Origin of the sequence: Streptomyces sp. 11x1 (assembly GCF_032598905.1) — a bacterium.
Taxonomy (GTDB): domain Bacteria; phylum Actinomycetota; class Actinomycetes; order Streptomycetales; family Streptomycetaceae; genus Streptomyces.
Window position 1 is genome coordinate 9,426,701 of the sequence record NZ_CP122458.1, and the last position, 16,846, is coordinate 9,443,546.

Genomic DNA, 16,846 nt, shown 5'->3' on the forward strand with positions numbered 1-16,846 from the left:
ACCAGGCGTCAGGCGTCGTAGATGTGGAAACCGCGTCCGCTCTTGCGGCCGAGGTGGCCGGCGGCCACCATGCGGCGCAGGAGGGCCGGAGGCGCGTAAAGCGGCTCCTTGAACTCCTCGTACATCGACTCCGCCACGGACTGCGCCGTGTCGAGGCCGATGAGGTCGAGCAGGCGCAACGGCCCCATGGGGTGGGCGCATCCGAGTTCCATGCCCCGGTCGATGTCCTCCGGCCGCGCGGCACCCGACTCCACCATCCGTACCGCGCTGAGCAGGTACGGCACCAGGAGGGCGTTGACCACGAAGCCGGAGCGGTCGGGCGCCTGGATGGCCTGTTTCCCCAACTGCTCGGCCAGGCCGCGGGTGCGCCGCACGGTGTCCGCGCCTGTGGTGAGAGCGGGAATGAGCTCGACCAACCGCTGTACGGGCACGGGGTTGAAGAAGTGCATGCCGATGACCTGCGCGGGTCGCTGGGTGACGACCGCGAGATCGACGACGGGGATCGAGGAGGTGTTGGTGGCCAGGACCGCCGCGGGGTCCTCGACCGCTTTGTCCAGGGTGCGCAGGACGTCGGCCTTGATGTCGCGGTTCTCGGCGACGGCCTCGATGACGAACTGGCGGTCGGCCATGTCGCTGAGGTCATGGGTGAAGGACAGCCGGGCGAGGGCCTGGTCTCGCTGCTCCTCGCCGAGCTTGCCGCGCCGTACGCCTCGGTCCAGGGAGGCGGTGAGTCGGCGGCGGCCTGCCTCTAGCGCGTCCGGTGTGGCCTCGGCCACACGGACGTCGATGCCGACGCGGGCGGCGACTTCGGCGATGCCGGAGCCCATGAGGCCGCATCCGACGACGCCGAGCCGGGTGACGGGATCCATCTGAGGTCCTCTCTGATGAGCCGCTACGTGGTCCACGGGATGGATCACACGTTGCGGCGGTACTGGCCGCCGACCTCGAAGAAGGCCTCGGTGATCTGCTGGAGCGAGCAGACCCTGGCGGCGTCCATGAGTACGGCGAAGACGTTGCGGCCGTCCATGGCCGCGTCCTTGAGGGCGGTCAGGGCCGTGTGAGCGTCGTCGCGATGGCGCGACTGACAGGTGCGCACGCGTCGCAGCTGGGACTGCTTCTCGTCCTCGGTCGCGCGCGCCAGCTCGATGACACCCGGCTCGGCCGTGTCGGCGTGGGCGTTGCGGAAGGTGTTGACGCCGATGATGGGCAGGGTGCCGTCGTGCTTGCGCTGCTCGTAGAGCATCGACTCGTCCTGGATACGGCCCCTCTGGTAGCCGGTCTCCATGGCACCGAGGACGCCGCCGCGCTCGCTGATCCGCTCGAACTCCAGGAGCACCGCTTCCTCGACCAGGTCGGTGAGCTCGTCGATGACGAACGAACCCTGCAGCGGGTTCTCGTTCATGGCCAGGCCCCACTCCCGGTTGATGATCAGCTGGATGGCCAGGGCCCTGCGGACCGAGTCCTCGGTGGGGGTGGTGACCGCCTCGTCGTAGGCGTTGGTGTGCAGGCTGTTGCAGTTGTCGTAGATCGCGATGAGTGCCTGCAGCGTCGTGCGGATGTCGTTGAAGTTCATCTCCTGGGCGTGCAGGGAGCGGCCGGAGGTCTGCACGTGGTACTTCAGCTTCTGGGAGCGCTCGTTGGCCCCGTACTTGTCCTTCATCGCGACGGCCCAGATACGGCGGGCGACCCGGCCGAGGACGGAGTACTCGGGGTCCATGCCGTTGGAGAAGAAGAACGACAGGTTCGGGGCGAAGTCGTCGATGTCCATGCCCCGGGCGAGGTAGGCCTCGACGTAGGTGAACCCGTTGGCCAGGGTGAACGCCAGCTGGCTGATGGGGTTCGCCCCGGCCTCGGCGATGTGGTAGCCGGAGATCGACACCGAGTAGAAGTTGCGGACGCGGTTCGTGATGAACCACTCCTGGATGTCGGCCATCATCCGCAGCGAGAACTCGGTGGAGAACAGGCAGGTGTTCTGGCCCTGGTCCTCCTTGAGGATGTCGGCCTGCACCGTGCCGCGGACGTTCGCCAGCGCGTGCGCGCGCAGCTCGGCCGCCTCGTCCGGCGACGGATCACGGCCCTCGGCGGCACGGAACCTGTCGGCCTGTTGGTCGATGACGGTGTTGAGGAAGAACGCCAGGATGGTCGGCGCGGGTCCGTTGATGGTCATGGAGACCGACGTGGTCGGAGCGACGAGGTCGAAGCCGTCGTAGAGCGCCTTCATGTCGTCCAGCGTGGCCACCGACACACCGGAGGTGCCGACCTTGCCGTAGATGTCGGGACGTTCGTCCGGGTCGCGGCCGTAGAGCGTCACCGAGTCGAAGGCGGTGGACAGCCGGGTGGCCGGCTGCCCCTCGGAGAGCAGCTTGAACCGGCGGTTGGTGCGGAACGGATCGCCCTCGCCGGCGAACATCCGCGCCGGGTCCTCGCCGTCGCGCTTGAAGGGGAACACCCCTGCCGTGAAGGGGAAGTAGCCCGGCAGGTTCTCCCGGCGCCAGAACCGCACCAGCTCCCCGTGGTCGGAGAACCGGGGCAGGGCGACGCGAGGAACCTTGTTCCCCGACAGGGACTCGCGGGTCAGCCGGGTGCGGATCTCCTTGTCCCGGACCTTCACCACCTGCTCGTCGCCGGAGTAGGAGGCGATGACGGCGGGCCATGCGCCGATCTGCTCCCTGACCTCGTGCGGGAGCCGCCTGACGGCGTCGTCGAGCAGCGCCCGGACGTTCCCCGCGTCGGCGCCCGCCTCGACGAGCTCGGCCTCTACCGCCTCCAGTCGCTGCACCCGCCGGGCCGCCTCGGCCAGCCTCCCGGTGTCCGCGTGGTACGTACGGACGGTGTCGGTGATCTCGGCGAGATAGCGCACCCGGTCGGCCGGGACCACCTGGCGGATGCCCGAGGAGTGGCGCACGTCGACCGGTGCCAGCGCGCCCTCCGACAGCGGCAGCCCCTTCCCGGCCAGGTCGGTCCGCAGGTGCTGGTAGAGCGCGGTGACCCCGTCGTCGTTGAAGGTCGCCGCCGAGGTGCCGTACACCGGCATGTCCTCGGGCCGCTTGTCGAACGCCTCCCGGTTGCGGACCAGTTGGCGGCCGACATCGCGCAGGGCGTCCTTGGCGCCGCGCCGCTCGAACTTGTTGATCGCCACGACGTCGGCGAAGTCGAGCATGTCGATCTTCTCCAGCTGCGAGGCGGCACCGAACTCCGGCGTCATCACGTACAGCGAGGTGTCCACGAACGGCACGATCGCCGCGTCGCCCTGGCCGATGCCCGGCGTCTCGACGATCACCAGGTCGAACCCGGCGGCCTTCACGACGTCGATCACGTCGGACAGGTGCTCGGGCAGCTCGTGGCTGCCGCGGGTGGCCAGACTCCGGAAGAACACCCGGTCCCCGTCCAGGGAGTTCATCCGGATCCGGTCGCCGAGCAGCGCGCCGCCGCCACGGCGACGGGTCGGGTCGACCGCGATCACCGCGGTCCGCAGCTTGTCCCGCTGGTCGACACGGAAGCGGCGCACCAACTCGTCGGTCAGCGAGGACTTGCCCGAGCCGCCGGTGCCGGTGATGCCCAGCACCGGCACGACCCGGGCCGCGGCGGTGGCACGCAGGCGCTCCAGGAAGTCGGGAGGCAGCTTGCCGAGTTCGGCGCCGGTGATGGCGCGGGCGATCGCGAACCGGTCACCGGCGAGCACGGCGGCCGCGTCGGCCGGCCTGTCGTCCCAGAGGTCGAAGTCGCAGTCCCGCACCACCGAGTTGACCATCCCGGCCAGGCCCATCCGCTGCCCGTCCTCCGGGGAGAAGATGGTCACCCCGCTCCCGCGCAACCGGGTGATCTCGGCGGGCACGATGACGCCGCCTCCGCCGCCCACCACCCGGATGTGCTCCGCTCCCTGCGCGCGCAACGACTCGACCAGGTACTCGAAGTACTCGACGTGCCCGCCCTGGTAGGAGGAGACCGCCACACCGTGCGCGTCCTCCTCCAGCGCCGCGTCCACGACCTCCCGCACCGACCGGTTGTGTCCGAGGTGGATCACCTCGGCGCCCTGGGACTGGAAGATCCGCCTCATGATGTTGATCGACGCGTCGTGCCCGTCGAACAGAGCCGAAGCGGTGACCAGGCGGACGGGGTGCACGGGTCGATGCTGATCGCTCATGAGGGCCTTCCCGGGCAGGGTGGGGTGCTGCAGGACGAAAGAGGTACGAAGAAATACTAGGACGTCCTAGTAAATTGCGGAGGTGATCGCTGTCACAGATCGAGGACGAGGCGTGGCCCGCACGAGCGGGAGACGCAGATGAGCATGGTGTCCCCGGCGGCCCGCTCCTCCTCGGTCAGCAGCGCGTCGCGGTGGTCGGGTGTGCCGTCGAGCACATCGGTCTCGCAGGTGCCGCAGGTGCCTTCCCGGCAGGAGAAGTCGACCGCGACGCCGGCCTCCTCCAGGGTTTCGAGCACCGAGCGGTCCGGGGGCACGGTGAGGGTGAGCCCCGAACGGGCGAGTTCCAGCTCGAAGGCCTCGGCCGGGCCGGCTTCCGCCGTCGGTGCCGACGGGGCGAACCGTTCGACGCCCAGGGCGCCGGGCGGCCAGCCCGCGCACTGCTCCCGCACCGCCCGCAGCAGGGGTTCGGGACCGCAGGCGTGCACGAGGGTGTTCTCCTCGGGCTCGCCGAGGTGGGCGGCGAGATCCAGCAGGCCGTATTCGTCCTGCGGACGGATGACCACACGGTCCCCGTACGGGGCGAGGCGGTCCAGGAACGCCATCGAGGTGCGGGTGCGGCCCCCGTACAGCAGCCGCCATTCGGCCCCCGCGGCCGCCGCGGCCTCGACCATGGGGAGGATGGGCGTGATACCGACGCCGCCGGCGATGAACAGATGGCGTGCGGCGGGCCGCAGCGGGAAGTTGTTCCGTGGTCCGCGGACCCGCACGGTGTCGCCTTCGCGCAGGTGGTCGTGGATGTACGCGGAGCCTCCGCGCCCCTGAGGCTCGCGCAGCACGGCGATCTGCCACGCCTCGCGTTCGGCCGGGTGCCCGCACAGGGAGTACTGACGGATCAGACCGCCGTGGCCGTCACCGTCGCCGGACTTGCCGTTCTCGCTGTTCAGGAATACGTCGACATGGGCGCCCGGCGTCCAGGAGGCCAGCGGACCGCCGTCGGGGCGGCGAAGGGTGAGGCAGACCACGCCGTCGGCGGCGATGTTGCGGCTCGCCACGGTGAGGGTCGTGTCGATCGGGGGCAGTCGGTCGTTCATGGGGGTCGGCTCCGGGGGCTCAGGCGGGTGTCGGTACATGCAGCAACAGCGCGTCGCCCTGGCCGCCGCCCCCGCACAGGGCGGCCGCTCCGCTGCCGCCTCCGCGCCTGCGCAGTTGCGCCGCGAGAGTCAGCACCAGCCGGGCTCCGGTCATGCCGACCGGGTGCCCGAGCGCGATCGCTCCGCCGCCCACGTTCACCTTGTCCAGGGGGATGTCCAGCTCCCGCAGCGACGCCAGGGCCACTCCCGCGAACGCCTCGTTGATCTCGAACAGGTCCAGATCGGTGGCCTTCAGCCGGCCGTCCCGGGTCAGGGCGTCGCGGACCGCGCCCGCCGGCTGGACCAGGAGCGAGGGATCCGGGCCCGCGACCGTGCCGTAGGCGCCGATCTCGGCGAGCGGCGTCAGGCCCTCCCACCGGGCGCGTTCCGCGCTCATCACGACGACGGCCGCGGCGCCGTCGGAGAGCTGGGACGAGTTGCCCGCCGTGATGGTGCCCGCGCCGGAGAAGGCCGGCCGCAGGCGCCCGAGCCCCTCGGCGGTGCTCCCGGGCCGTACGCCCTCGTCGGTGTCCACCACCGTCTCTCCCCGGCGTCCGGCCACGACGACCGGGGTGATCTCCTCGGACAACGCGCCCGACTCCTGCGCGAGGGCGGCTCTTCGGTGGGACAGCGCGCTGTACTCGTCCTGCTCCTCGCGGGTCAGGGCGAACGGCTGCTGGTAGCGCTCGGTGGCCGCGCCCATGGAGACGCCGTCGAAGGCGCAGACGAGAGCGTCGCGGTCGAGGGCGTCCTCCACCGCCGTCGAACCGTACTTCCAGCCGGTGCGGGCTCCGCGCAGCAGATGCGGGGCGCCGGACATGGACTCCATGCCACCGGCGACGACGACCTCATGACGTCCGGAGGTGATCATGAGGTCGGCCAGGGCGATGGCGTGCAGACCGGACAGGCAGAGCTTGTTGACGGTGCTCGCGGGGACGGAGAACGGGATGCCGGCGCGGATCGCGGCCTGCCGGGCCGAGTTGGGTCCGGCCCCCGCCTGCACGACATGGCCCATGACGACGGCCTCCACGGCCGCCGGATCCAGGTGGGCGGCGGACAGGGCCGCGCCGATGGCGTGGGCGCCGAGGTCGACCGCGGACAGGGGGCTCAGGGTGCCCATCAGTTTGCCGATGGGTGTCCTGGTTCCGGCGACGATGACGGATCCGGGCATGGCGGGACCTCCTTGGGTGGGTCAGAGGGATCCGGCGGCCGCGTCGACGGCGCGCTCGGCGATCAGGTGGGCCGTCTCGTTGACCGAGTGCAGGACGAGGCGTCCGCCCGGCATCCGCCGCACGCGGCTGACCGAGGTGTAGCCGGGGTGGAACCAGAACATCGTGGGCAGGCCGAGCATCGTCGCGAGATACGTGTTGATGATTCCGCCGTGGCACACGGCGGCGACCCGCTCGCCGGGGTGCGCGTCGAGAATGGTGGCCGTGGCGCGTACGGCACGCGCGCGGAAGGCGTCCCAGTCCAGGTCCGGTACGAAGTCCTCGTACCGTCCCTCGGAGAGCGCCACCGACCGGGGGTCGTCCCGCTGTATCTGCTCGGGCGGCGTGTAGGGGTGCGAGACGTCGGTGTCCCACTCCCGCAGGTCGTCCAGGACGGTGGCGGTCATGCCAGTGAGCCGTTCCAGGGGCGCCACGGTCTCGCGGGCGCGCCGGAACGGACTGGAGTAGAGGGCGTCGAGGTGCTCGTGCGCGAGCCAGGCGGCGGCGCGCTCGGCCTGGGCCGTGCCCTCGGGCGAGAGCCCCGGGTCGAACACGCCTGCCATCGGGAGGCCGTGCCGGACGAGGAGAAGTTCGGTCATGGGTGATCCTTCGTGCGAGAGAAGGCGGGAGAGCGGGAAGGTCGGGAAGGGGGAGGCGGGCCGGCCGGAAGGCGACGGGGCGGGCGTGTTCAGCCGGCGATGGTCCGTTCCGAGCCCCAGTAGGGGCGGCGCATCGCGCGTTTGTCGAGCTTGCCCATGGCGTTGCGCAGGAGTTCGGGGACGAACTCGTAGGACTTCGGGCATTTGTAGGCGGCGAGGCGTTCGCGGCAGAACAGGTCCAGCTCGGCGGCCGGCGGCTCGTCGGCCGCCGCCACGACCAGGGCCCGCAGGGACTCACCGAAGTCCGGGTCGGGCACGCCGATGACCGCGACCTCGGCGACCGCCGGGTGCTGCCGCAGCACCGCCTCGCTCTCCGCCGGGTAGAGGTTGACCCCGCCGGAGACGACGACGTCGGCGGCGCGGTCGGTGATGAAGATGTAGCCGTCCGCGTCGACGAAGCCGATGTCGCCGAGTGTGAAGACGCCGGGGGAGAGGTAGGCGGACCTGGTCTTGTCCGGGTCCGCGTGATAGCGCACGCCCTGGTCCTCGGGCGCCCGGAAGGCGAGCAGCCCGTGCTCGCCGGGCGGCAGTACCCGGCCGTCGTCACCGGTGACCAGCACCTCGAACGGGGACCGGACGCGTCCGACGGATCCCGGGTGGGCCAGCCATTCGGTGCTGCTGATGCGCGCCACGGTTCCCGCCTCGCTCGCGCCGTACGACTCCGTCAGCACCGGACCGAACCAGTCGATCATGGCTCGCTTCACGTCCGGTGGACACGCGGAGCCGGTGTGGGAGACCTGCCGGAGGCTGGAGACGTCGTACCGTGCGCGGACCTCGTCCGGAAGGGCGAGCAGCCGTTGGAAGTGGGTGGGCACCATCACCGTCGAGGAGACCCCCCACCTCTGCACCCGGTGGAGGAACGCCTCCGCGCCGAACCTGCCCAGGACGACCACCGGCTGCCCCGCCGCCAGGTGCCGCAGCGAGGTCAGCGGCGCGTTGTGCTGCAGGGGGCCGCACACCAGGTGGGGTCCCGGAGGGAACCCGGGCCGGGCGGACACAGCGGCGAGGTAGGCGGAGGCGTCGGCGACCGGGCCGCTCACCCAGCGCACCTCGGTGCCGCGCGCCCGTCCGGTGGTGCCCGAGGTGTAGACGAGCGGAGGCCGGGCGGGCCGGTCCGTGGGAAGGGCGTGTCCGGCGGGTGCGGCCGCCAGCCACAGGTCCCAGTCGAAGGCGTGCCCGATCGGCGCGGTCCCGTGCGTCACCAGCGGCAGGCCCAGTTCCCGTGCCGCGTCGAGGGCGGCGCCCGCGCCGGCGGGCCCGGCGATGATCCCGGTCACACGCGCGTCGATGATCTGGTCGACGAGCTCCCCCGACGTGAGGTTCCGGGACGTGGCCACGGTCCCGACCCCGGCCCGCAGGCCGGCGAGATGGGCCACCAGCGTCGGGATCGCGTTGTCGCCGAGGACGGCGATCCGGTCGTCGGGGCCGGGCGCGAACTCCAGCATCCGGGCCGCCGCTCGCGCGACCTGGTCGACGAGTCCGGACCAGCACAGCACGTTCAGGTCGTCCGCGAGGGCGGGTTCGTCCGGTGTCTCCTGGGCGCGGTGGTCGAGTGGCAGCAGCGACATGGCTCCTCCGGCGGCTCCTCGGTCCTCTCCCGATTCGAGGGGAGGACGGATGCCGAGACTGTAGCGTTTATCAAGAAAGTGCGGAACACTCTGATCCCAGACGGAGCCATTACCGCATGCTCTAACCGTGAGTGCGGCCCACGCTCCACTCCCTCTTACTCAATCTTTCGTCTGGTAAGTGCCCGAGGAGGAGCCATGTCACAGCCCGATCCGGACGCCTGGCGCACACAGGTCCGGCAGTGGCTGGCCACCGTGCTCGAACCGGCGCGGACGCCGCAGTCCGCCGGATCGGCCGCCGACCTCGCCGTGTTCCACAACCTCCCGGAGGACGAGGAACGCCTGCTGCTGGAACGCTGCCGCGCCTACCAGCGCGCCCGCTTCGACGCCGGCTACCAGGCGCTGACGCTCCCCGCGGACAAGGGCGGCGCGGGCCTGACCGCCGCCCACGCGGCGGTCTTCGCCCAGGAGGAGTCCGCCTTCGAGGTGCCGCCGTCCACTGAGCTGATCAGCGTCACCGTGCGCCTGGTCGCGATGGCCGTCTCCCTGTTCGGCACGGCCGAGCAGCGCGACCACTACGCACGCGCCTTCCTGCGCACCGACCTGCTGGCCTGCCAGCTCTTCAGCGAGCCCGCCGCCGGATCCGACCTCGCCGCCCTGCGCACCCGCGCTCGGGCGGAAGGCGACGACTGGGTGGTCGACGGCCAGAAGGTGTGGACCTCGGGCGCCCAGTTCGCCGACTACGGTCTGCTGCTCGCCCGCACCGAACCGGACGTCGTCAAACAGGCCGGCATCACCGCCTTCCTGGTCCCGTTGGACGCGCCCGGCGTCGAGGTGCGGCCCATCCGTCAGATGAGTGGCGGCGCCTCCTTCAACGAGGTCTTCCTGACCGACGTACGCGTCCCGGACCGGCTCCGGATCGGGCGACCGGGCCAGGGCTGGGAGGTCGCCACCGCCACCCTCGCCTTCGAGCGGACCGCCTCCGGCAGCGGCAACCGCCGCAAGGGCGGCACCTTTCCGGACGTCCTCGCCCTCGCCCGCTCCCTCGGCCGCAGCGGGGACCCGCTGGTCCGCCAGCGCCTCGCCGACCTGTACGTACGTACCGCTCTGAGGGCGGCAACCGTCGACCGGGTCGCCAGGACGAGCGCCGCCGGCGGCCGGCCGGGCCCGGAGGCGTCGTTGACCAAACTCATGGCCTCCGAGCTCATGACCCGCACGGGACAGGTCGCCGCCGAGCTGATGGGAGCGCGGATCAGCGCCGACACCGGGGAACCGGGCGCCTTCGCCTGGACCCAGCACCTGCTCGGTGCCCCCGGCTACCGGCTGGCCGGAGGTACCGACCAGATCCAGCGCAACCTGATCGGCGAGCGCGTGCTGAAGCTGCCGCCGGAGCCGCGGGCGGACCGGGCGCCCTTCTCGCAGCTGCCCGGTGACTGAGGTGACTGAGGGACTGAGGTGACTGAGGGGTCTGTCCCGGTGACTGCGAGACCGGGATTCGTTCGCACAATCACAAAGGAGTGACATCGATGGATCTGGGACTGACGGGCGCGAAGGCGCTGGTGACCGGGGCGAGCCGGGGAATCGGCCGGGCTGTCGCCGCCACCCTGGCGGCCGAGGGCTGCTCGCTGGCGCTGTGCGCCCGCGGCGAGGAGGGGCTGGCCAAGGCCGCCGCCGAACTCCGGGCCGAGGGGGCCACCGTGTTCGCGGAAGCGGTGGATGTCACCGACCCGGCCGCCCTCGCGGGCTTCGTGGAGCGGTCGGCCGCCGAACTCGGCGGCCTGGACCTGCTGGTGTCCAACGTGTCGGCGGGCAACATGAAGGGCCCCGAGTCGTGGGAGGCCAGCCTGCGCGGCGACCTGATCCCGTTCGCGGGACTCGTCGAGGCGGCGCTGCCGCACCTGGAGGCCTCCGACCGGGCCGCGGTCGTGGCCATCGGCACCACCAACGCCTCCGACACCGCGCGTCCGGCCGGAGCGAACTCCTACTCCGCGCTCAAGGCGGCCGTCGTCCAGCACGCCTCGGCCCTCGCGCACGCCCTCGCCCCGAAGGGCATCCGCGTCAACACCGTCTCGCCCGGCCCGATCGACTTCCCCGGCGGCGCCTGGGAGACCATCCGCACCAGCCGCCCCGAGGTGTACGAGGAGGTCCTCGCCAAGCTGCCGATCGGCCGTTACGGCACCGCGGAGGACGTGGCCGCGGCAGTGGCGTTCCTGCTCGGGCGGAGCGGCTCCTTCTGCGTCGGGGTCAACCTCGTGGTGGACGGCGGGCTGCTCACCCGCGTCCAGTACTGAGCCGTGGCGGGCCCGGCCGGCCGCCTGGACGCCGTACTGGTCTGCGGCGGCCGATGGCACGACTTCGACCACGCGCGGCTGCGGCTGCTGGAACTGCTCGGTGAGCATCCCCGCGTGCGCACCACGGTGTACCAGGACTACGCCTGCGAGGCCGCCCTCGACGCGGCCGACCTGCTGGTCACCTACACCTGCGACGTCCGGCCCCGCCCGGCTCAGCGGGCCGCCCTGGCGCGGTTCGTCGAGCGGGGCGGGCGCTGGCTCGCCCTGCACGGCACCAACGCGGTGATCGAGCCGTCGACGGGCGCCGGGCCGCGGGTGTTCACCACGCCACGGCTCCTCGGCGAACTGGCGCAGGTGCTCGGCAGCCAGTTCCTGGCCCACCCGCCGATCGAGCCGTACCAGGTGCGGGTGACCCGGCCCGACCATCCGCTGGTCGCCGGGATCGGGCCGTTCACGGTCACCGACGAGCTGTACGTGTGCGAGCTGCACGGGGAGCTGGAGGTACTGCTGCACGCCGAGTACACGGGACCGTGTCGCGGTTTCGACGAGGGCGACTCGGCGGCCCTCGACGACGCGCCCCGCCCGGTGCTGTACCTCAAGCGCCACGGCCGGGGCGAGGTCTGCTACTTCACCCTCGGCCACTGCCGGGGGCGCTACGACGTGCAGGACCTCGGGGTGGACGACACGGGGAGCGTGGACCGGGGCCCCTGGCGGACACCGGAGTTCCTGACGGTGCTGCGGCGGTGCGTGGAGCGGACGGTGGGTGTGCGGGGGGCGGCGGGCGGTTGAGCGCGGCGGGGGCGGCCGGAGGATTTCGCCCCCGCCGCCCCTACCCGTTCCCGTCCCTGGGGGCTGCGTCCCCAGACCCCCGCTCCGGCCCTGAACGTGCCCTGTCCTCACACGCCGGACGGGCTGAGTGGGCCGTGCGGCAGTACCACCGCGCGGCCGCTGATCTCCCCGGCGTGCAGACGCTCGTACGCCTCGGGTGCCTGGTCGAGCGTGAAGGTCTCGACGTGCGAGGACACCAGACCCTGCCGCGCGAGCTCCAGGACCTCCATGAGTTCCGTCCGACTGCCCCAGTAGGGGAAGGCGGCCGACACCTCGAACGGCAGCCCGCCGCCGAAGCCGACGGCCAGCGTGCCGCCGCCGAGGCCGACGACGGCGACATCGCCCTCCACCGCCACCGACGCGGCGGCCACCGCCAGGGTCGCCTCGGCTCCCACGAAGTCCAGGACGACCTCCGCTCCCGTACCGCCGGTGAGTTCCCGCAGCCGCGCGGCCGCCTCGCCGTCGGAGAGCAGTGCCTCATGGGCGCCGACCTTGCGTGCCAGCTCCAGCTTCTCCGTGCTCACGTCGAGGGCGACCACCCGGGCCGGGGTCAGCGCGCGCAACAGCTGCACGGCGAGATGTCCCAGACCGCCCACGCCGATCACCACCGCCGTGCTGCCGGGCAGCAGCTTCGGCAGTGATCTGCGGATCGCGTGGTACGGGGTCAGCCCGGCGTCGGTGAGGGGCGCGGCCTGGACGGGGTCGACCCCGTCCAGCGGAATCAGGTGGCGGACCGAGTCCACCAGCATGTACTCCGCCAGGGCCCCGGGCCGGCCGAGACCCGGCGGCAGGATGCCGAGCCCGGCGGCGTACGCGCAGCAGTTCTCCTTGCCCTCGGCGCACTTGTGACAGCGCCCGCAGCCCCACGGCCCGTACACCGCCACCGCCTCGCCCTCCACCACGGCGGTCACTCCGGAGCCCACCGCCGCCACCGTCCCGACACCCTCGTGACCGAGCGTCATCGGCAGCGCGTAGGGGAACTGGTCCTCGGGCCAGCCCATCACCGCCAGGTCGGAGTGGCACAGCCCCGCCGCCGTCACCTTCAGCAGCACCTGGCCCGGGCCGGGTTCCGGCACCGGAACCTCCACCACCTCGGGGGCGTGCCCCACCCGTCGGTACTGAACCGCTTTCATCGTCGGACCTCCTCGCTGGTGGTCTCCTCCTGACGGGCCCCCGTCCGGCGGCGCAGAACGGCGGGCAGGGCGACCCTGCCACCCGTGAGGACCAGCGCCACGATGAGGACCGAGCCGGTGAACAGGCTCGCGGCCCACTGCGCGCTGGTGGCGAGCCCGAGTCCGGTGATGCCGGTGCCGAGCAGGAGGACCGCGAGGACCGTGCCCCAGGCGTTGAAGCGGCCCGCCCGCAACTGGGTCGCCCCGACGAACGCGGCGGCGTACGCCGCCAGCAGGTACGGGGTGCCCGCGGTGGGCGAGCCGGAGCCGACGGAGGACGCGAAGACGACGCCGGCGAAGCCGGAGAGCAGCGCGGAGGCCACCAGGGTCAGGAAGCGCAGCCGGTCCGTGCGCACCCCCTGCAGCCGGGCGGCGTCCGCGTTGAAACCGGTCGCGTACAACCGGCGCCCGGTGGCGGTGTGTTCCAGCAGGAACCAGATGGCGACGGCGGCGAGCAGCAGATATAGGACCGGCAGCGTGATACCGCCCGCGTCCAGCTGGGCGATGCTCGCGAACGGCTCGGCGAGCAGCTGCACACCGGTGATCGAGCTGTCATTGGTGACCATGGTGATCAGGGACTGGATCAGCGCGCCGGTCGCCAGGGTGGCGATGAACGAGTCGACGCGCAGGACCACCACCACGATGCCGTTGACCACCCCGATCAGCAGCGCGGCGGTCATCGCCAGGGCGATGGCCGTGCCGGGACCGAGCCCGGCAGAGACCATGAAATAGGCGGTCAGCACGCTGGTGAGCGACATGGTGTAGGCGATCGAGAGGTCGAAGACCCGTGCGGCCAGCGGCGGTACGACGCTGAGGGCCACCAGGCCCGCCACGGCGTTGCCGTTCAGCACCTGCTTGACCGTGATGGCGGTAGGGAACGTGTCCGGCGCCCACACGGAGAAGAGCACGACGATGACCAGCCACACGTACACGGCGCCGATGTTCCGGAACGACAGGGCGGCCACCGCCCGTCGGACCGCTGTCCCCGGTACGGACACCATGGATCTCTCCGGTGCGGACGGCGGGAGCCCCGCCGCCCGGGTCGGGGTGGACGTCATGTCACTCGGTTCCTTCCAGGACACATGTCACTCGGTTCCTTCCATGGCGTGCACGAGCGCGGACTCGGTGATGTCCCGGCCGCTGATCTCCCGTGCGATCCGGCCGTCCCGCACCACCAGGACGCGGGTGCACAGGGCGAGCAGGTCCTGTGTGTCGGTGGAGGACACGATGACGCCCATGCCCTCGCCGGCCTGCCGCTCTATCAGGTCGTACAGCTGCAGACGGGTGGCGATGTCCACGCCCGCCGTGGGTTCGCACAGCGCCAGCACCGGCGGGCGCTGTGCCAGACAGCGGGCCATCACGACCTTCTGCTGGTTGCCGCCGCTCAGCGTGGTGATCCGCGCCCCGCGGCCGGCCGTCCGGACACCGACCCGCCGGATCCAGTCCTCCACCAGGGCGGACTCGTGGCGTCGGCGCAGCCGCCCGGAACGGGCGCGCAACCGGCCCAGGAGCGGCAGGGTGAGGTTCTCGCCGACCGAGAAGTCGCCGATCACGCCCTCGCCCGCCCGGTCCGCGGGAACCAGGGGAAGGCCCAGACCGTCGGCGTCGCGCGCCCGCGTCCACCCCTCGGAGCGCCGGGGCAGCCGCAGCCTGCCGCTCACCCGCCCGGCATGGGCCCCGCACACCGCGTACGGCACGATCTCGTGGCCGGAGCCGGCCAGGCCGGTGATGCCCAGACGCTCGCCTCCGGCCAGGTCGAACCCGACGCCCCGCAGGGGCCCGGCCCACAGGTCCCTGACCTCCAGCACCGGGTCGGCGCGGCTCGAAGGGGGCGGGGGACGGTGGTCGGTCTCCATCTCCTCGCCCGCCATCAGCTCCGCCAGCGCACGCGGGGTGAGCTCGGCGACCGGGCGGGTGGCGATCCGGCGTCCGCCGCGGATCACGGTGACCCGGTCGGCGAGCGCGAAGATCTCGTCCATGCGGTGCGAGACGTACAGGACGCCGGCGCCCGCGTCGCGGACCTCGCGCACGATGTCGAAGAGGCGGGCCACCTCGCCGGGCGGCAGTACGGCGGTCGGCTCGTCGAGCACCAGGACACCGCGCCGGCCCTCCCAGCCCTGCAGCGCGGCGGCGATGGCCACCACCGTGCGCTGGACGGGGGTCGCCGTCGCCAGCGGCCGGCGTACGTCGATACCGAGGCCGAACCGCTCGACGAGGGCGCTCGTGCGCCGCTCCATCTCCGGCCAGCGGATGTTGCCGAAGGCCGTGCGGGCGAAGCCATGGCTGAGCGCGAGGTTGTCGATGGCGCTCAACTCGCCCACCAGCCCCAGCTCCTGGTGGACGAAGCGGAGCCGGTCGTGCCGGGAAGCCGTGACCTGGCCGAGGTCGAAGGGCTCACCGTCGAGTTCGGCCACGGCGCCGGGCTCCGCGTGGTGGTAGCCGGCGAGGATCTTGATGAGGGTGGACTTGCCGGAGCCGTTGGGCCCGATCAGGGCGTGGATCTCGCCCGGCGAGACCTCCAGATCGACGTCCGCGAGTGCCTGGGTGCCGCCGAATCTCTTCGACAGGGCGGCCACCCGGAGCACCGGCCCGGTCAACTCAGCCCCCACAGCGCCTTGAACTGCGCCTGGTAGTCCTCGACGATCGGGAAGTCGCCGTCGGCCGAGGGCAGGTTGTCCTTGGTGACGAGCATGTTGGGCAGTGCGGCCTTCTGGTCCACGTCCATGGGCTGGCCGGTGAAGTGCCGGGCCAGTGCGTCGGCCTGCAGCCAGGCCGTCTCGTGGGAGTTGAGCGCCATCGCGCCGTCGGTGAGACCGCTCTGGATGTACTGGTAGTTCTGCGCGTCACCGACGTTGACGACGATGCGCTTGCCGGTGATGCCGGCGGTCTTCAGCGCGGTCGGCACGCCCACGTTGAGCAGGCCCAGGGAGAAGACGACGTGGGTCACCTTCGGGTGCGACCGGAGGTACGACACCACGCGGTCGGGCATGTCCTTGCCCACGGCGGTGATCGGCACATCGACGTTGTCCAGCCCGCAACCGTCGCACCACTTCTTGTACTTGGCGGCGAAGGAGTCCTTGACGGGCTTGAGGATCGTGTACGCCGGAAGGTCGAAGTAGACGGTGTTCGCCTTGGCGTCACTGTTCGACACCACCCATGAGGCGAGCATCTCGCCCTGGACGCCGACGTCGTCCGGCCCGTTCTTGAGCAGGGAGATGCCGTCGCCCAGCAGGTCGTCGGCGTTCGACTGGATGACGGGGATCTCGGCGGCCTTCAGCCGGGCCAGCTGCTTGGCGTAGACGGCGCGCGGGAATCCGGAGGCGACGACGGCGTCCGGCTTGTCGCGCAGGGCCTGTTCGTAGGCGGCCTGGACGGACTCCGGGGTGCCCTGGGTGGCGATCTGCTTCACTTCCCAGCCGAGTTCCTCGGCGGCCTCGGTGAAGAAGTCGGCGAGGTCCTTGCAGGACTGGACGCCGCAGAGGATGAAGTCGATCTTCTTGCCCTTGGGGATCTTCTTGCCGACGGGCTCGGTCACGGAGATCGCGGTCGGGCGCTCGGAGTACTTCGCCAGGGCCTCGCGGGCCGCCGTCAGGCCGGGGGAGCCCGGCGCGGCCGCCTGCGTGGAGTCGGTGGCGGGAGTGCTGCCGCCGCCGCACGCCGCCAGGGCGAGCAGTGAGGCGACGGAGACGGTGGCGGTGAGGGCACGGCGGACCGTGCGACGGGGTCTGGAACTCATCGTTGAGTACTCCCGAGAGGTGTCGCCTGCGCTGCCGCGACCCACGTCGCTCCCGCGTCCGCGGTGGTCGGGCTCCGGTCAGGCGGATCGATTCCGTGTTGCCCCGGGGCGAG

The 16,846-nt window shown here is 71.8% G+C and carries 13 protein-coding genes; 3 read left to right on the forward strand and 10 right to left on the reverse strand.

The window, feature by feature from the left end; genetic code table 11:
• Positions 1–8 precede the first annotated feature (8 nt).
• The 6 genes from P8T65_RS41455 to P8T65_RS41480 all read right to left on the reverse strand — a co-directional run bounded on the left by P8T65_RS41455 (position 9) and on the right by P8T65_RS41480 (position 8,709).
• Positions 9–869: a 3-hydroxybutyryl-CoA dehydrogenase gene (locus tag P8T65_RS41455; RefSeq protein ID WP_316730587.1), complete on the reverse strand. Its 861-nt coding sequence runs from the start codon at positions 867–869 to the stop codon at positions 9–11.
• A 44-nt stretch (positions 870–913) separates the two neighbouring features.
• Positions 914–4,144 (reverse strand): fused isobutyryl-CoA mutase/GTPase IcmF, encoded by a 3,231-nt coding sequence (icmF, locus tag P8T65_RS41460; protein ID WP_316730588.1) that lies wholly within the window; start codon positions 4,142–4,144, stop codon positions 914–916.
• Positions 4,145–4,236: 92 nt separating this feature from the next.
• A complete protein-coding gene (locus P8T65_RS41465; RefSeq protein WP_316730589.1) occupies positions 4,237–5,235 on the reverse strand; it encodes a PDR/VanB family oxidoreductase in 999 nt (332 codons plus the stop codon).
• A gap of 19 nt (positions 5,236–5,254) precedes the next feature.
• Complete coding sequence (locus P8T65_RS41470) at positions 5,255–6,445, reverse strand: acetyl-CoA C-acyltransferase (RefSeq protein ID WP_316730590.1); 1,191 nt, start codon at positions 6,443–6,445, stop codon at positions 5,255–5,257.
• Between the two features lie 21 nt (positions 6,446–6,466).
• Positions 6,467–7,081, reverse strand: a complete 615-nt coding sequence (locus P8T65_RS41475; protein ID WP_316730591.1) for a histidine phosphatase family protein — start codon at positions 7,079–7,081, stop codon at positions 6,467–6,469.
• Between the two features lie 89 nt (positions 7,082–7,170).
• Positions 7,171–8,709, reverse strand: coding sequence for an AMP-binding protein (locus P8T65_RS41480; protein ID WP_316730592.1), 1,539 nt, complete (start codon positions 8,707–8,709; stop codon positions 7,171–7,173).
• Positions 8,710–8,904: 195 nt separating this feature from the next.
• Between P8T65_RS41480 and P8T65_RS41485 the strand changes: the two genes are divergently transcribed.
• The 3 genes from P8T65_RS41485 (at position 8,905) to P8T65_RS41495 (ending at position 11,786) form a co-directional block, all read left to right on the forward strand.
• Positions 8,905–10,143, forward strand: a complete 1,239-nt coding sequence (locus P8T65_RS41485; RefSeq protein ID WP_316730593.1) for an acyl-CoA dehydrogenase family protein — start codon at positions 8,905–8,907, stop codon at positions 10,141–10,143.
• Positions 10,144–10,232: 89 nt separating this feature from the next.
• Positions 10,233–10,997 (forward strand): SDR family oxidoreductase, encoded by a 765-nt coding sequence (locus P8T65_RS41490; protein ID WP_316730594.1) that lies wholly within the window; start codon positions 10,233–10,235, stop codon positions 10,995–10,997.
• A 3-nt stretch (positions 10,998–11,000) separates the two neighbouring features.
• Positions 11,001–11,786, forward strand: a complete 786-nt coding sequence (locus tag P8T65_RS41495; RefSeq protein ID WP_316730595.1) for a ThuA domain-containing protein — start codon at positions 11,001–11,003, stop codon at positions 11,784–11,786.
• A gap of 107 nt (positions 11,787–11,893) precedes the next feature.
• On the opposite strand, the gene P8T65_RS41500 is transcribed toward P8T65_RS41495, so the two are convergent.
• The 4 genes from P8T65_RS41500 to P8T65_RS41515 are packed head-to-tail and all read right to left on the reverse strand — an operon-like array spanning position 11,894 to position 16,733.
• The gene (locus P8T65_RS41500; RefSeq protein WP_316730596.1) at positions 11,894–12,958 is read right to left on the reverse strand and encodes an NAD(P)-dependent alcohol dehydrogenase; all 1,065 of its coding nucleotides are present in this window, start codon (positions 12,956–12,958) and stop codon (positions 11,894–11,896) included.
• Positions 12,955–14,055 (reverse strand): ABC transporter permease, encoded by a 1,101-nt coding sequence (locus tag P8T65_RS41505; RefSeq protein ID WP_316730597.1) that lies wholly within the window; start codon positions 14,053–14,055, stop codon positions 12,955–12,957. The genes P8T65_RS41500 and P8T65_RS41505 overlap by 4 nt, the downstream gene beginning before the upstream one ends.
• Before the next feature lie 27 nt (positions 14,056–14,082).
• Positions 14,083–15,594, reverse strand: coding sequence for a sugar ABC transporter ATP-binding protein (locus tag P8T65_RS41510; RefSeq protein ID WP_316730598.1), 1,512 nt, complete (start codon positions 15,592–15,594; stop codon positions 14,083–14,085).
• Positions 15,591–16,733 (reverse strand): substrate-binding domain-containing protein, encoded by a 1,143-nt coding sequence (locus tag P8T65_RS41515; protein ID WP_316730599.1) that lies wholly within the window; start codon positions 16,731–16,733, stop codon positions 15,591–15,593. Before P8T65_RS41515 ends, P8T65_RS41510 begins: the two co-directional genes overlap by 4 nt.
• Between the last annotated feature and the right edge of the window lie 113 nt (positions 16,734–16,846).

Excerpts from the sequence above, each read along its gene's own strand:
- P8T65_RS41505 (WP_316730597.1), bottom strand. The coding sequence starts at position 14,055 with ATGACGTCCACCCCGACCCGGGCGGCGGGGCTCCCGCCGTCCGCACCG.
- P8T65_RS41455 (WP_316730587.1), bottom strand. The coding sequence starts at position 869 with ATGGATCCCGTCACCCGGCTCGGCGTCGTCGGATGCGGCCTCATGGGC.
- P8T65_RS41485 (WP_316730593.1), top strand. The coding sequence starts at position 8,905 with ATGTCACAGCCCGATCCGGACGCCTGGCGCACACAGGTCCGGCAGTGG.
- icmF (WP_316730588.1), bottom strand. The coding sequence starts at position 4,144 with ATGAGCGATCAGCATCGACCCGTGCACCCCGTCCGCCTGGTCACCGCT.
- P8T65_RS41480 (WP_316730592.1), bottom strand. The coding sequence starts at position 8,709 with ATGTCGCTGCTGCCACTCGACCACCGCGCCCAGGAGACACCGGACGAA.
- P8T65_RS41475 (WP_316730591.1), bottom strand. The coding sequence starts at position 7,081 with ATGACCGAACTTCTCCTCGTCCGGCACGGCCTCCCGATGGCAGGCGTG.
- P8T65_RS41500 (WP_316730596.1), bottom strand. The coding sequence starts at position 12,958 with ATGAAAGCGGTTCAGTACCGACGGGTGGGGCACGCCCCCGAGGTGGTG.
- P8T65_RS41470 (WP_316730590.1), bottom strand. The coding sequence starts at position 6,445 with ATGCCCGGATCCGTCATCGTCGCCGGAACCAGGACACCCATCGGCAAA.
- P8T65_RS41515 (WP_316730599.1), bottom strand. The coding sequence starts at position 16,733 with ATGAGTTCCAGACCCCGTCGCACGGTCCGCCGTGCCCTCACCGCCACC.
- P8T65_RS41465 (WP_316730589.1), bottom strand. The coding sequence starts at position 5,235 with ATGAACGACCGACTGCCCCCGATCGACACGACCCTCACCGTGGCGAGC.
- P8T65_RS41490 (WP_316730594.1), top strand. The coding sequence starts at position 10,233 with ATGGATCTGGGACTGACGGGCGCGAAGGCGCTGGTGACCGGGGCGAGC.